Genomic DNA, 15,263 nt, shown 5'->3' on the forward strand with positions numbered 1-15,263 from the left:
AGACCGTAGGGCGGGTCGTGACCCGCCGCTTTTGCTCGGGCTCGACGACGGCGGGTCACGACCCGCCCTACACCGGGTTCATGGTCCGTCGGCAGGTCCGCACGGAACACGGGGCTCTCCATGAACCGGTTCCGCTCCCATTTTCGCATCGAGGCTAACTCATGAACCCGCTCTTCCATCCGCGCCGCACTGCGATCGCGACTGCAGTCGCGATGCTCGCCTCGCCCGGCCTGCAGGCCGGAACGCTGCCGACCGGCGGTGTCGTCGCCAGCGGCGGCGCGACCATCAGCCAGAATGCGGCCACCACCGCGATGACGGTCAACCAGAGCACGCAGAGCGCAATCATCAACTGGACCGGCTTCTCGATCGGCGCCGGCGACAGCGTGCAGTTCGTGCAGCCCAATACCACAGCGGTGGCGCTGAACCGCGTCACCGGCGGCCAGGCCTCGAACATCGCCGGCAACCTGTCGGCGAACGGACGCGTGTTCCTGGTGAATCCCTCCGGCGTGGTTTTCGCCAGCGGCTCACAGGTCAATGTCGGCGGCCTGGTGGCGTCGACCCTGGGAATCAGCGACGCCGATTTCAACGCCGGCGTCGCCAGCGGCCAGTTCGTTTTCAGCGGCGCGGTCGACGTCAATGCCGCAGTCACCAGCAGCGGCACGATCACCGCGGCCAACGGCGGCACCGTCGCGCTGCTCGGCAACGCGGCCAATACCGCGAGCGGCATCATCACCGCGGACGGCGGCAGCATCGCGATCGGCAACGGGCCGAGCGTGACGCTGGATTTCCAGGGCGACGGCCTGACCCAGCTGACCGTCAGCGGCACACCGGCTTTCCAGCCAGCGGGCGTCGCCAATGCCGGGACGCTGCAGGCCGACGGCGGCCGCGTGGTGATGCGCGGCGCCTCGCGGCTCGACGCCTCTGACCTGGTCGTGAACCAGAGCGGCACCATCCGCGCGCGTTCGCTGCAGAGCCGCGGCGGCCAGATCATTCTCAGCGGTGGCGACGAGGGCGCAGTCGATGTGTCGGGTGCGCTGGACGCGTCGTCGATCGCGGCGACCGCGGCCGGCGGCAGCATCGCCATCGACGGCCAGCGGGTTTCGATCCAGGACACGGCGACGCTGAACGCCAGCGGCAGCGGCGGTGCCGCCAGCGGCACGGTCGATATCGCCAGCGAGGCCAGTGTCGTCGTCGCCTACGCTCCCGACGCGCCCGAGGATTCCTACATCAGCGTAGCGGCCGTCAACAGCGCGCTTGACGGCGCGCAGAACACGCGCATCGCCAGCACCGCCGGCCAGATCAACATCGGCGACGACGTCGCGCTGGTCCGCAGTCTGGGCGATGAGCGCGCCAGCCTGACATTCGAGGCCGCGCGCGCGTTCTTCGGCGGCGTCGATCCCACCGGTGCGGCGGTGCCCTGGTCGGTGAACAGCACGGCCGGCGCGCTCGATCTCAACGTCAACGCACAGTCCTCGGTGGTCATCAACGAGGCCAGCATCCAGACCAATGGCGGCGATGTCAGCCTGACCAGCGTCAACAGCAACACCGCCGCGCTCGACATCACCGACACCATCATCGACACGCGCATCGCGCAGAACGCCGCCAATGCCAGCGGCAGCGTCGCGCTGAGCGGTACCGGCGCCGACGCCGGCGTGCGCATCGGCAACAGCCAGGTGTTGACCAGCAGCGGCGCGATTCTGATCGACGGCCGCACCAGCGCGGTGGCCAGCCCGTATGCCGCGCCCGGCGTGGTCATCGCCGCGGGCAATGCAGGCAGCCTGATCAGCAGCGGCAGCGGCGACATCACCATCACCGGCATCGGCCGAGACGGCGACAACGGCGTCACCGTGCTCGACAGCATCGTGAGCAGCCTCAGCGGCAGCGTCGACGTCGCCGGCCGCGGCGAAACCGCCGGCGTGCAGCTGCTGCAGAACACCGGTTTTGAAACCCGCATCGATGGTGGCAGCGGCGTGCTGCTGACCGGCACCGCGACCGGCGCAGGCCCGGGCATCGCGGTCGACAGCGCCGCCAGCGTCAACAGTGCCGCCGGCTCGGTCGCATTGCGCGCGGAAACCGCCGTCGCCGGCGGCGCGCCGGTCACGGTGGGCTTCAACGCGGCGGTCACGGCCGCATCGACGATCGATCTGCGGCCAGGCGGGCTGGCGGCCGACGGCACGCGCTTCGACAGCAGCGCCAGCAACATCATCCTTGGCAGCGGCAGCAGCGGCTTCGTGGTTGGCGATGCGCTGCTCGACACGCTCGATGCACCCAACCTCGTCGTCGGCTCGGATACGCATTCCGGCAACATCCAGGTGCAGTCCGCGATCACACTAGCTCGCAACCTGACGCTGCAGAACAGCAGCGGCGGCATCACGCTGAACCAGTCGGTCGATGTCGGCACCAAGGTTCTGGCGCTGTCCAGCGCCGGCGACATCCGGCAGAACGGCGGTGGCATCACCGCAAGATCCTTGCTGGCGCAGTCCTCGGCGGGCTCAGTGATCCTGGACAGTACGGCCAACGCCGTCAGCACCAACACTCTCGCCGGCTCGGCCGCCGGCGACTTCAGCTACGTCAACGCGAATGCGATCGGTGTCGGCACCGTCAATGCGAACGGCTACGCCAGCGGCACCAATGCGCCGACTGCGCTGAGCGCGACCGGGATCGCCGCAGGCGGCGACGTGCTGGTGCAGACGCTGGCCGGCGACCTGATCCTGAACGCCGCCATCAGCGGTGCGAATGTCGATCTGGTGACCGCCGGTGTATTCGACAACGCCGGCAGCGCACCGGTCACCGCCAGCGGCGCGGCGCACATCTACGCGCCGAACTTCAGCGGCGAGAATCGCGGCGGCCTGGCCGGCGGCAATCGGTACAACTGCAGTTTCGGCGGCAGCTGCACCGCCGGTCTGCCGGCCAGCGGTGTGACCTATGTCTATACGTACCAGCCGACCCTGAACATCGACATCGCCGACGCGATCCGCGAATACGGGCTCGCCAATCCGGCGCTGCTGTTCGCGCTCACCGGCCTGGTCAACGGCGACACCCAGGCGACCGCGCTGTCCGGCGGCCCGACAACCGCGGCGACCACCGGCAGCAATGTTGGCAACTACGCAATCCTCGGCGGCTTCACCTCGCTGCAGGGCTATGCGCTGAACATCGCTCCGGGCGTACTGGCGATCACGCCGGCGCTGCTGAGCTATGTCGCCAGCACGTCCTCGCGCGAATACGGGCTGGCCAATCCGCTGTTCGGCGGCACCGTCACCGGCTTCCGCAATGGCGACACCATCGCCAGCGCCACTACCGGCACACTGGCCTTCACGTCGCCGGCGACAACGGGATCCAACGTCGGCAACTATGCGATCAACGGCAGCGGGCTCAGTGCCGGCAACTACAGGTTCGCGCAGGCCGCCGGCAACGCGACCGCGCTGCAGATCATCCAGGCGACGCTGAGCTACGTCGCCAACGGCATCAGCCGCGAGTATGGCCTGGCCAACCCGGCGCTTGGCGGCAGCGTCACCGGCTTCCGCAATGGCGACACCCTCGGCAGCGCGACCACCGGTACGCTGGCCTTCACCACCGCCGCGACCATCGGCTCCAACGTCGGCAGCTATGCAATCAACGGCAGCGGCCTTAGCGCCGGCAACTACCGCTTCGTGCAGGCAGCGGGCAATGCCGGCGCCTTGCAGATCATCCAGGCGACGCTGAGCTACGTCGCCAACGGCATCAGCCGCGAATACGGGCTGGACAATCCTGCCTTGACCGGCACCGTCACGGGCTTCCGCAACAACGACACCATCGCCAGCGCGACCAGCGGCACCTTGGGCTTCACCACCCCGGCGAACATCGGCTCGAACGTCGGCGACTACGCGATCACCGGCAGCGGCCTCAACGCCGGCAACTACCGTTTCGTGCAATCCGCCGGCAATGCAAGCGCCTTCCAGATCACGCGCGCGACGCTGCTGTATGTCGCCGACCCGGCGACGCGCGGGCTCGGCTCGCCGAATCCGGAACTCAGCGGCAGCGTGACCGGCCTGCGCAACGGCGACACGCTGGCGAGCGCCACGGACGGCAGCGCGGTGTTCGCGACCAACGCCGACGCGAGTTCGCCGATCGGCAGCTACGCGATCACCGGCTCGGGACTGAGCGCGCAAAACTACGTGCTGGCGCAGGCACCGGGCAATGCGGCGAGCCTGTCGGTGGTGCCGGTGATCGCGCTGCCTGCAGTGGCCGAAGTGATCACGCTGCCGGAGACCGATGTCTACGGCAACAACTTCGGCCCGATGGCGGCGATCTGCGCGACCTCGCTCAGCGATCCGGGCGCGGTCGGCGGCGGCAGCGATCCGCTGGCACACGACTGGTCGCTGCTGCGCAGCAAGCCCAACCTGACGTCCTGCGTCGACACGCAGAAGAAGAACAGCTGCTCGGCGGGATTCTGAGGCCTCAATCGCGGTCAAGGACCGCTCCTACAAGAATATTGCGCCGCGTTCGTTGCGCCTGCTGTAGCAGCGGACCTTGTCCGCGAATCCCTCAACCCGCGCGCAGACTTTCCAGCTGTTCGTGCAGCGAATAAGTCATCGCACCCAGATAGCCGACCAGCCCCAGATACGCCAGCCCGTAATTCACGCGGGTCTTCAGTGGCACGTCGTAATACACCGTGTCGGTCGCGCCACCACGCAGCGCTTTCCAGAAGCTCGGCCAGGCGATCAGCGCCACCAGCAGAAACATCGGGCTCGGATGCCAGATGAACAGACCGACCAGCAGCGGCGCGCCGACCAGCCAGATCTTCGGCGACACCACGGCCGTCACGCGGCCGCCATCCAGCGGCCCGAGCGGCAGCAGGTTGAACAGGTTGATCATGTAGCCGGCGTAGGCCAGCGCGATCAGCAGATTGCTGTCGTAGTAGCGGCCCGCCTCGAAACAGGCGAAAGCCGCCAGCGTGCCGGCGACCGGCCCGGCAATGCCGATGTAGGCGTCGGTTTCGGCATCGTGCGGCATATCCTTGAGCTGGATCCAGGCGCCGACGAAGGGAATGAAAGTCGGCGCGCCGACATTGAGCCCGCGCTGCCGCGCGGCGACGAAATGCCCCATCTCGTGCACCAGGATCAGCAGCACGAAACCCACCGCGTAAGGCCAGCCCCAGATCCAGGCATAGACCGCCATCGACAACAGCATCGTGCCGGCTGTCAGCCCGATCTTGCTGAACTTCAGACCCGCTACCAGCAACAGCAGCGTTCGGGTTACGGCGTCTTTCATCGGCGTACGCGATCTACTTGCGCAGGTCGCGCTTGGCGTTGGTGCGCAGGCGCAGGCCGTTGAGGCGGATGAAGCCTTCCGCGTCCTTCTGGTTGTAGGCGCCGCGGTCGTCCTCGAAAGTCGACAGCGTCGCGTCGAACAGCGTGTCCTTCGAGCGGCGGCCGGCGTTGTAGACCGCGCCCTTGTACAGCTTGAGCTTGACCTCGCCGTTGACGCGCAGCTGGGTGTCGTCGATCAGCGCCTGCAGCATGCGGCGCTCGGGGCTGAACCAGTAGCCGTTGTAGATCAGCTTGGCGTAGCGCGGCATCATCTCGTCTTTCAGATGCGCCTGTTCGCGGTCCAGGCACAGCGACTCGATCGCGCGATGGCCTTTAAGCAGAATCGCGCCACCGGGAGTCTCATAACAGCCGCGGCTCTTGATGCCGACGTAGCGGTTCTCGACCAGATCGAGCCGGCCGATGCCGTGCTTGCCGCCGAGTTCGTTGAGCTTGGCCAGTACCTCGAACGGCGACAGACGCACGCCGTTGACCGCAACCGCGTCGCCCTTGTCGAACTCCAGCGTGATGATCTCGGCCTCGTTCGGCGCGTCTTCCGGGTTCTGCGTCCAGCGCCAGATGCTGTCGTCCGGCGTCCACCACGGATCTTCCAGGCCGCCGCCCTCATACGAAATATGCAGCGCGTTGGCATCCATCGAGTACGGCGAGCCGCCGTCCTTCTTTTTGGTGATCGGGATGTTGTGCTCGGCGGCATAGCTGAGCAGCTTCTCGCGCGAGTTCAGATCCCACTCGCGCCAGGGCGCGATCACGTTCACGTCGGGCCACAGCGCATAGGCGCCGAGTTCGAAGCGCACCTGGTCGTTGCCCTTGCCGGTGGCACCGTGGCTGATGGTGTCGCAGCCGGTCTGGCGCGCGATCTCGACCAGGCGCTTGGCGATCAGCGGCCGCGCGATCGAGGTACCGAGCAAGTACTCGCCCTCGTAGATCGCGTTGGCGCGGAACATCGGGAACACGAAATCGCGGACGAACTCCTCGCGCAGATCGTCGATGAAGATTTCCTTGACGCCGAGCGCTTCCGCCTTCGGGCGCACATGGTCGAGTTCTTCGCCCTGGCCGATGTCGGCGGTGAAGGTCACGACTTCGCAGCCATAGGTGTCCTGCAGCCACTTCAGGATGACGGAGGTATCCAGCCCGCCGGAATAGGCGAGCGCGACTTTGCGGGGTTTACTCATGGCAACCGGGGCTTGGCACAGACGAAGGGGCACGAATTATATCCCGCCCTGCCGGGCCAACAGGGAATGCCTCCAGTCCGGAGCGGGCGGACACAATGCCGGTATTGTTGAGGCGGCCCGACGACTCCGGCCTCGCGGCCACAGCCCGTCCTGCTGTCGAATCGCCGCTCTCGGTGAAAACCGGACGTGAGACCCCGAATCCCCTAATCAGGGCTCGCGGGGATTGCTCAAGTACAAAACGGCGGGCACCCGCGCGCCGCCGCCATCGAAGCTGCGCACTGGCACCAAGTCGCTGCGCAGCGGTGCCATAAAGCTGCGCAGTGGCACCTGCGCCGGGCCTGCAGTTCGTTCAGCGTTCGAAACGCGCCAGTACGAACTCCACGAATCGCTGTAGTTTCGCCGCCGGTTGCCGATCGTGCAGGTACACCAGATGCATCGCGCGTGGCGGCCGTTCGTACTCATGCAGCACACCCACGAGGCGGCCTGAGCGCAGATCGTCCTCCACCAGCGCTGTCCACATTTGCACAATGCCGCAGCCAGAAATTGCGGCCTGGCGCAGCGCCTCGGCGTTATTGATCTGTAGGCGGCTGCCGGCCTGCACGGTGTGGTCGCCGAAGCGCCAGCGCAGCGACGCATGCGAAAAGCCGATGCAGTCGTGCCGTTCCAGGTCCTGCGGCTGCCGTGGCGCACCGCGCTCCGCAAGGTACGCCGGTGCCGCGCAGACAACCACACAGTACGGCGCCAGTGGCCGCGCGACAAACCCGGAGTCGGGCAAATTGCCGATGCGGATCGCCACGTCGAAACCTTCGTCGACCAGATCGACGAGGCGGTCGCTGACCAGGAGTTCGACCTTGACTTCCGGATACAACCTCAGAAATTCACCGAGAGCCGGCGCCAGCCGATGCGTGCCGAACGCCACGGGCGCGGTGACGCGCAGCACGCCGCGCGGCGCCGCGCGCATGGCACCTGCCGAGTCCTCCGCGGCCTCGATTTCCGCGAGGAGTTGCTTGCAGCGTTCGAAGTAGATCGCGCCAACTTCGGTGAGGCGCTGCCGACGCGTAGTGCGATGAAGCAAGCGTGCGCCGATGCGCTTTTCCAGACTCTGCAGATGCTTGCCGGCCATGGTCGCGGAGATGCGGAATTCTGCCGCCGCGGCGGCCAGACTGCCGCTTTCCACCACGCGCACGAATACCGACATGCTGGTAAGCCGGTCCATAGATTCGAAACTCCAGGTTGGCAGTGCAGCAACTTTACCGCGGTTTATCCGCTGGTATTACGCGCTCAAAGTACAGCGAGTCGCGAATCCGCGAGAGCACCAAGGAGAAAAACCATGTTTCTACTCAATGTCAGCTACACCCAGGCTCCGAACCAAGTCGAGCCGCATGTGAAAGCGCATGGCGAATGGGTCAGGCGCTATCTGGATGCGGGAATCTTTCTTTATGCCGGGCCCAAGAAGAGCGGGCTGGGCGGCCTGATCGCCGTAAGCAGCATCGCCAAGGATCGGCTCATGCAACTGCTTGCGGAGGATTCGTACGTGCAGGCCGACGTCGCCGAATATCAGGTGATCGACTTCGAGTGCAAGCTGGCGCAGCCGTCGTTGGAATCACTGAAGTCCGCATGATGTCTCGGACCATGGCAATGACCAAATCGGGGCGATGGCAGGTGATGCTGTTCTGGGCCGCGGCCTCTTTGGCGACGTCGAGGGCGTACGCGGCCGATGGCGATAGGCTCTACACCCTGGACTGCGGGCATGCCGATTTCGACAACGGCGCGCCCTTGTCCGATACCGGCGAATACGAGGGCAAAGCGGTGTCTCTCGCCGATCCTTGTTTCCTGATCCGTCATCCCAAGGGCTGGCTACTGTGGGACGCGGGCCTTCCGTCGCAGACGCCGGCTAGCGCGGCGGAACTCGACAAACTCGGCGTTCGCATGAGCCCCGGACCACCGCTGGCTGGGCAACTGGCGCAGCTGGGGCTGCGGCCCGCACAGGTCGACTACCTGAGTTTCTCGCACCTGCATTTCGACCATATGGGCAACGCCAACCTGTTCACGGCCTCGACCTGGATATTGAACCGCAACGAATTGGCCTGGGCCGAAGCCGAGCCCGCACACGTGAGCATGACACCGCAACTATTCTCGGGTTACAGGACGGCGAAAACCCGAATGATCGACGGCGACCTCGACGTATTCGGCGACGGCACCGTGCGGATTCTCAGGGCGCCCGGGCACACGCCCGGCAGTCAGGCGCTGCTCGTGAAGCTGGCGCGGTCGGGCCCGGTGCTGCTGCTGGGCGACCTTTACCTGTCCGCCGAAAACCGGCGTCTGGAACTGGTGCCCACCGCGGCATAGTCGGCCGGCTGCATATTCAGTTGAATCAGGTTCTGTTGTGACGGCATCCGAAACTCCTTCGATTAGCGGTAGAGGAAAGCGGGGCGTCCTTGCACAAGGGTTAACCGCGCGTTTCGATGTTGGCGAAGGGGGTTTGGGGTTACGGTGACGGAATGCTCATTTCGGCGTTTCGTATACCGGCGGGGCCATGCTCTTTGAAACTGGAGGCTTGCCGCTTACGCCGGATTGAACGGCGTGCTCACCGAAGACGGACCAACATTTTCGGAGGCCCAGGTGGCCAGCTGGATTTGCTCCGGCAAGGGGCCGGTATCAGCCCGTTGCGGGCAGTTGGGGCTTAAGTTCTCCCGCATCAAAGCGGTCGTCCAAAGGACGCATCCCTAGGCGAGATTTCGGTATGCGTCCGGCACTGGATCATGGACACGATGATTACGCGCAAAACGCGGACGCGTCGGAACCACACTCGTAATGGCCGCCTGCGACCTGCCAGGCGCGTCGGTGACCAAGGTTGCGATGGCCCATGGTATCAACGCCAATATCGCGCACTCCTGGCGCAGGCTCGCGCGTGAAGGTGCGTTGCCCGTAACCCTGGTAAGCCACAGCTCATTCCAGTAGCCGTCGACGCTACGACTGCGCAAGGCGATGGCGAACTGCACGTCGAACGGCGACGCGGAGCTCTTTCGATGAAGTTCTCCTTGCCCCATGCTTGGAGGTTGGAGTCACGACTTCGTACCGGCGACAAGCGTCACCAGCGCCTCGCGAATCCAGCGCTGGCCGTTGTGGCCGTGGTTTCGTTCGTGCCACACAATGCTCACCTCAAATCCTTCCACCGGAAACGGGCATTCAACGATCTTCAACTGACTGCTGCGATCGCGCACCAGCCGCTGCGGTACCAGCGCCACGAAATCCGAGTGCGTCACCATCTCCAACAGGAGCAGAAACGACGAGGCCGATAGCACCACATTGCGTTTGTAGCCCAGCACCGCTAGCGCGTCGTCCACTGGCGTGCTGAATTCGCCGCCGCGCAGTGACACGATGACGTGCTCCAGCCGCGCGAACTGCTCTACGGTTATGTTTCTGCGAAGCTTGGGATGACCTTGCCGGCCGATCAGCACATAGCGCTCGTCGAACAGATGACGCGTGCGCAGACTCGGCGCCGCAGCGCTCGGCGTCATAAGCGCCAAGTCCACCTCGCCGCGCGCCATCTGCATTTCTAAGTGCGGTATGTCCAGGGTGCGCAGCGCCACACGCACGCCGGGCGCCTGCCTGCGCAGGCTCAACACCAGCGGCTGTACAAGCGCGGCTTGAAGGTAGTCGGTGCAGGCGATGGCTACCGTCAGATGCGCCCGTTCGGGGTCGAAGTTGCTGTGCTGGACTACTGCGGCGCGCACTTGGTCGAGAGCATGGCGTAGCGGCTCTAGAAGTTCCAGCGCCTTGGCGGTGGGCGTCATGCCCCGCTGCGCGGGAATCAGCAGCGAGTCGTCGAACACGTCGCGCAGGCGGCTCAGTTGCGCGCTTACCGCCGGCTGGCTGAGGTGCAGGCGGTTTGCTGCCTTGGTCACGTTCTGCTCCACCAACAAAGCTTCCAGTGTGACAAGCAGATTGAGGTCGATTCGTTTGGTATCCATAGCATGGATGGTAGACCAGCGAATTGGTAATTTCACATATGACTGCCGCCGGCCAAAGCTAGGCACTCATTCATTCACTCATTCGCTATGCATATCCGGAGAAATAGCATGCCCAACTCATCACAAAAGCCCTTGATCACCGTGTCCGGCGCGTCCAGCAAACAGGGCCGCAGCGTGGCCAACGCCTTGCTGGCAAGCGGGCGCTACCGGGTGCGTGCGCTGACCCGCCGTGCGGACAGCGCGCCGATGCGTCGCTTGGCTGACAGCGGCGCCGAGATCGTCGTAGCGCCGCTGGAACTGGGCCACCAGACTGAACTTATCGCCGCAATGCGCGGCTCACATGGCGCCTTTCTGATGACTCCGCCAACCACACCGGTGCCACCGCCTGGCCAGCCGGAGCTAGCGCTGGGTCGCGAGTTGGCCGATGCCGCGCGCGCCGCAGGAGTGCAGCACGTCGTGTGGAGCGGTCTGGAGAACGTCGACGCGCGCACTGGCGGTGCCAAATGGGCCCCGCACTTCACCGAGAAGGCGCTGGTAGAAGAGCACATCCGCACACTGCCGCTGCGCAGCTCGTTCATCTACTTGGCGTTCTTCTACAGCAACTTCCTGGAGTATTACGTACCCCAGCGTGGCGCCGACGGCAGCCTGAGCTTTGCCATCTACCTGCCACCGGACACCCCCATGCCATTCGTGGACCCGCTCACCGCGACTGGCCCGGCGGTGCTCGAAGTGTTCGACTATCCGGAGAAATACGCTGGCGAGACTCTGCCCGTGATCGGCGAGATCCTGACAGCTCGCCAGATGGTAGACACATTCGTTCGCGTGTCGGGGAAGAATGCGCATTACGCATCGGCCTACACGCGCAAGGAACTGCTGCAACACTTCCCGGCATTCGGAGCTAGTGAATGTCTTGTGCGCGAAATGTTGGGCATGGTGGAGTACGCGGTCGAATATGGGTACTACGCGCCCGAACGCGATGTCGGATGGAGCCGAAAAATCGACCCCGACTCTTTGACCTGGGAGCAGTTTCTTCGCCGAAGCGAGTGGCAAGGCGAGCTGATGAGCTTTGGCGCTCCGCCCGCGAGCGCGTAGTCGGAGTTCGACGTGGCGCAATCACCGGCGACCTCGTCTTGTGACTTGAACGCCTACCTTAGAGCGGCCACAGGCGAACGTCAGCGTCTGGCACCAAGCTGCCGACGGCGCATTTCAATCCCGCCAAGGCTCGCGCGTTTTGCTGCCATCAAGGGCCAGGCCGTGCCGTTGATGAGGAGACGGTATATTTCGCAGTAATTGAAGACAGCAAGGGCTTTCCCCGAGCCCCTGAACTTAAAGGCGCAAGCGTTTCATGCAACTGACCATCAAGCATTGCACGCGCTACCAGTACTCGCGGGCGATCATGCTGCAACCGCACCGGCTCATCGTCACACCGCGCGACAGCGGCGAACTCTTGACGGTGCGGCGGTCCTTGGAATGTGTGCCGCCAGCCGATCTCACCTGGAGTGCGGACGTATTCGGGAATCTGATCGCGACAGCGAGCTTTGCCGAGCCGACCAGCGAATTGACCATCATCAGCGAAGCGGTGGTTGAGCACACGGCTCCGGAATGGCCGATCTTCGCGATATCGCCTGATGCTCACCGCTATCCGTTCGCCTACTCGCTCGACGATGTCGTCGATCTTGGCGCCCTTGCACAGCCGGACTGGCTGACTCCTGGTGGACAGCGGGTGGGCGCCTGGGCTCGTCGCTTTGTGTTGGCGCTACAGACCGACAGCCTGTCCTTGCTCAAGGACCTCAACTCCGGAGTGCTGAGGGACGTTCGCTACCGTGTCCGCGATGAGGAGGGGACGCAGTCGCCTGCCAGCACGCTGGAACTGGGCAGTGGATCGTGCCGCGATATTGCGGCGCTTTTCATCGAGGCGGCGCGCCACCTCGGCTTCGGCGCCCGGGCGGTGTCGGGCTATCTTTTCGATCCGGATCAGAAGGACGAGGACGCGGGCGCAACCCATGCCTGGGCGGAGGCGTATTTGCCCGGCGCCGGTTGGATCGCTTTCGATCCGTCGAATCAACGCGTCGGTGGCAGCCAGCTCGTTCCTGTCGCGTTTGCGCGCTTCAACAGACAGATCATGCCGGTGACGGGCGGTTATATCGGCACGCCGGAAGATTTCGAGCAGATGGATGTCGCCGTCCGCGTGAGATCAAGCGCGCGATAGCCGCAGCGGCTGCATTCCACTTTCATTGCGGCGATCTAAGTCCGCCCCGTATACGACTCCCCGCCCCCGCTTGCGGGAGATACCGCCACAGGTTCATAGCAGCCGGCTTTATGCCCGGAACCGGCCAGCTCCTTCACCCGCGTGCGGGGGAAGGTTGGGTTGGGGGCGAGACGATAGCGCCGCGCCTTCCGCACCCACCCGCGTTTGGCTGGGTCTTGGGTAGCCCCGTGTTCCTTGCGGACCTGCTCACCGGCCATGAACCCGATGAAGGTAGGTCGGCAATCCTTTGCCGACGTGTGCGCTCTGATCGCTTGAGCACGTCGGCAAAGGATTGCCGACCTACGTCGCTTGCGGGGCAGAGCCGGGGCAGGGGCATGAGGGGCTTTTCCTGCGCTACTCGAACGAAAGCCCCTCATCCGGCGCTTCGCGCCACCTTCTCCCGCAAGCGGGAGAAGGGATACACCGGCGCCAGAAACTGGCGGCTGCGTTCCCGAAAGCGGATATCCGCTATGTTCGCAAACGCACCGCGCTTTTCAGACCGGAAGTGCTGCAATCGTGTCGCTAAGCTTTGCTCCAGTATCTCTGAGAGCAAGCTCACACGAAGGAGATTCACATGTTATTCGGTGGCGGAATTCTCGGAACGATCTTATTCGTCTGTTTGATCATCTTTGTCGCGAAGCGCATGTAGGCTCCCTGGCGACTGAGGTGTCCGGCGCAATGGCGCCAAAGAAAGCGCAACTCGCCAACTCCAAGACTTCGCGCCCGTTACCGGTAAAACCAGTATCTTTCCACTGCGCGCCTATCGGAGAACCCCATGCCTGCAAAGCTGAGTAATGAACAGAGAGAGTCGTCGTTAGCCGAACTCAAACATTGGTCGTTAGACAATCGCCGCAATGCCATTGCACGAGAATTCAAGTTCGCTGATTTCTGTGATGCCTTCGCGTTCATGACGCGCGTCGCGCTCGTTGCGGAGAAACGCAACCATCACCCGGAATGGTCCAACGTCTACAACAAGGTTTCGATCACGCTGACGACGCATGATGCTGGCGGTCTCTCGCTGCTCGATATAGAGCTTGCACGGGAGATTGACAGCATTTTCGCACGCTGGTCGGCGTGACCTGACCGGACTGAAACCTGGGGGAGTCTGACTGGGAGCTGCGAGAGCCTGCCCAGCCATGGACTTCTCACCGGGCAGCGCAGGCCTGGCACTTGGGAGACTCGCGATGTCGTTGTGGGCTAACGCACCGACGTCTTGACTCACGGGGTCCACCTTGAATCGTTCGCCGGACTTCCCCGGCAACCAATCAAGGAACCATCATGCTTAATAACGATGCTGTTAATGACGACACCGTGAAAGTACTCAACGGGCTCATTCAGACGTCCGAGGACGGGATGAAAGGATTCGCCGAAGCCGCCGAGGACGCGACGACACCCGAGCTGAAAACCGTGTTCCATCAGCGCTCCCTGGATTGCGGAGCGGCCGTCACCGAATTGCAGGGACTGGTTATGACGCTCGGCGGCACGCCGAAAGACAGCGGCACGATCGCCGGCGCCGCCCGTCGGGGCTGGACCAAGGTGAAGGCCACCGTCGGCGACGCCAACATCAGCACGCTCGAAGAAGTGGAGAGCGCCGAAGACAAGGCCAAGGCGGTCTACACCAAGGCGCTGACTGCCACCCTGATGCCGCAGGTCCGCAGCGTGGTGCAGCGCCAGCACGACGGCGCCGTCCGCAACCACGACCTGATCCGCGATCTGCGCAACAGCTACAAGGCCAACAAAGCGGCCATCGCACACTGAGGCACGCTTCGACTCTGATCCCGGCCTGCCGCAAGGGTTTGCGGCAGGCCGGCAAGAGGCGCACAACTTCATGCGCACAGCTTTTCCCAATGAATGTAGGCGAATGGGAAGCCAGGCACACTGCGGGTGCTGGCACATAACCAATAAAAGATATGTCGCTCTTCGTCATCAATCTGCTGATGACCCCGGCCCAGCCCGGCGCGATCGGCAAGGTGCTGCAGTCGGTGGAGCGGCGCTACGAGCAGTATGTCAATACGCGCTACCGCCGCACCGGCACGCTCTGGGAGGGGCGACACAAGGCCAGCGTGATCGACTCGGAGCAGTATCTGCTGACCTGCTACCGCTACATCGAAATGAACCCGGTGCGCGCGGGGATGGTGAAACACCCTGGGGACTATGCTTGGTCGAGCTACGCGAGCCACGCGCAAGGTCAGGACGACGCACTCATCCGAGACCATGCCTGTTACCGGCAGTTGGCCCGCACCGACGAAGAGCGCCGGAGCGCATACCGGCAGTTGTTCCGCGCGCAGTTGAGCCAGGCCGCGCTGACCGAGGTTCGTGACGCGCTCAATCAGTGCCGGGTTTACGGGAGCGAACGGTTCAAGGACGAGATCGAGGCGACGCTCGGGAGGCGAGTGCGGCCGGGGAAGGTGGGACGGCCCGGGAAAACGCCAGTCAGACCCTGAGGTTTCCCCTCATATTCGAGGTTTTCGAGGGCGTGATGCTGGGTGCTCTGGAAGCAGTGGCGGCGGAGCCTGGCAGGCGCGGATGAATCCATCGTAGGTGAATCGGATGGCCTGTTCAC

The 15,263-nt window shown here is 64.3% G+C and carries 12 protein-coding genes; 8 read left to right on the forward strand and 4 right to left on the reverse strand.

Translation table 11 applies throughout. The features are described from left to right. Positions 1 to 161: 161 nt before the first annotated feature. A complete protein-coding gene (locus tag JWQ90_RS03355; RefSeq protein ID WP_299689382.1) occupies positions 162 to 4,433 on the forward strand; it encodes an MBG domain-containing protein in 4,272 nt (1,423 codons plus the stop codon). Positions 4,434 to 4,524: 91 nt separating this feature from the next. Here JWQ90_RS03355 and JWQ90_RS03360 read toward each other — a convergent pair whose 3' ends face one another. From JWQ90_RS03360 to JWQ90_RS03370, 3 genes are all read right to left on the reverse strand, one after another. After that, positions 4,525 to 5,250, reverse strand: coding sequence for a site-2 protease family protein (locus JWQ90_RS03360; RefSeq protein WP_299689384.1), 726 nt, complete (start codon positions 5,248 to 5,250; stop codon positions 4,525 to 4,527). Positions 5,251 to 5,263: 13 nt separating this feature from the next. Next, on the reverse strand, positions 5,264 to 6,478 hold the full coding sequence (locus tag JWQ90_RS03365) for an argininosuccinate synthase (protein ID WP_299689387.1): 1,215 nt from the start codon (positions 6,476 to 6,478) through the stop codon (positions 5,264 to 5,266). Positions 6,479 to 6,827: 349 nt separating this feature from the next. Next, positions 6,828 to 7,694 carry a LysR family transcriptional regulator gene (locus tag JWQ90_RS03370; RefSeq protein WP_299689390.1) on the reverse strand — a complete coding sequence of 289 codons (867 nt, stop codon included), beginning with the start codon at positions 7,692 to 7,694 and terminating at the stop codon, positions 6,828 to 6,830. A gap of 114 nt (positions 7,695 to 7,808) precedes the next feature. On the opposite strand from JWQ90_RS03370, the gene JWQ90_RS03375 reads away from it, so the two are divergent. Together JWQ90_RS03375 and JWQ90_RS03380 are read left to right on the forward strand one after the other, a co-directional pair. Next, positions 7,809 to 8,099 carry a YciI family protein gene (locus tag JWQ90_RS03375; RefSeq protein ID WP_299689393.1) on the forward strand — a complete coding sequence of 97 codons (291 nt, stop codon included), beginning with the start codon at positions 7,809 to 7,811 and terminating at the stop codon, positions 8,097 to 8,099. A gap of 11 nt (positions 8,100 to 8,110) precedes the next feature. Continuing rightward, positions 8,111 to 8,827 carry an N-acyl homoserine lactonase family protein gene (locus tag JWQ90_RS03380; protein ID WP_299689396.1) on the forward strand — a complete coding sequence of 239 codons (717 nt, stop codon included), beginning with the start codon at positions 8,111 to 8,113 and terminating at the stop codon, positions 8,825 to 8,827. A gap of 716 nt (positions 8,828 to 9,543) precedes the next feature. Here the strand turns inward: JWQ90_RS03380 and JWQ90_RS03385 are convergent. Continuing rightward, entirely contained in the window at positions 9,544 to 10,452 is a 909-nt protein-coding gene (locus JWQ90_RS03385) for a LysR family transcriptional regulator (protein ID WP_299689399.1), read from the reverse strand. Positions 10,453 to 10,560: 108 nt separating this feature from the next. Between JWQ90_RS03385 and JWQ90_RS03390 the strand changes: the two genes are divergently transcribed. From JWQ90_RS03390 to JWQ90_RS03410, 5 genes are all read left to right on the forward strand, one after another. Beyond that, positions 10,561 to 11,544, forward strand: a complete 984-nt coding sequence (locus JWQ90_RS03390) for an NmrA/HSCARG family protein (RefSeq protein ID WP_299689402.1) — start codon at positions 10,561 to 10,563, stop codon at positions 11,542 to 11,544. A 253-nt stretch (positions 11,545 to 11,797) separates the two neighbouring features. Further along, the gene (locus tag JWQ90_RS03395) at positions 11,798 to 12,661 is read left to right on the forward strand and encodes a transglutaminase family protein (RefSeq protein WP_299689405.1); all 864 of its coding nucleotides are present in this window, start codon (positions 11,798 to 11,800) and stop codon (positions 12,659 to 12,661) included. An 814-nt stretch (positions 12,662 to 13,475) separates the two neighbouring features. Then, on the forward strand, positions 13,476 to 13,778 hold the full coding sequence (locus JWQ90_RS03400; RefSeq protein WP_299689408.1) for a 4a-hydroxytetrahydrobiopterin dehydratase: 303 nt from the start codon (positions 13,476 to 13,478) through the stop codon (positions 13,776 to 13,778). Between the two features lie 200 nt (positions 13,779 to 13,978). Next, a complete protein-coding gene (locus JWQ90_RS03405) occupies positions 13,979 to 14,458 on the forward strand; it encodes a PA2169 family four-helix-bundle protein (protein ID WP_299689411.1) in 480 nt (159 codons plus the stop codon). A 152-nt stretch (positions 14,459 to 14,610) separates the two neighbouring features. Next, complete coding sequence (locus JWQ90_RS03410; protein WP_299689414.1) at positions 14,611 to 15,144, forward strand: hypothetical protein; 534 nt, start codon at positions 14,611 to 14,613, stop codon at positions 15,142 to 15,144. Positions 15,145 to 15,263: the final 119 nt, after the last annotated feature.

Source organism: Hydrocarboniphaga sp., from assembly GCF_028291725.1.
Lineage (GTDB): Bacteria > Pseudomonadota > Gammaproteobacteria > Nevskiales > Nevskiaceae > Hydrocarboniphaga.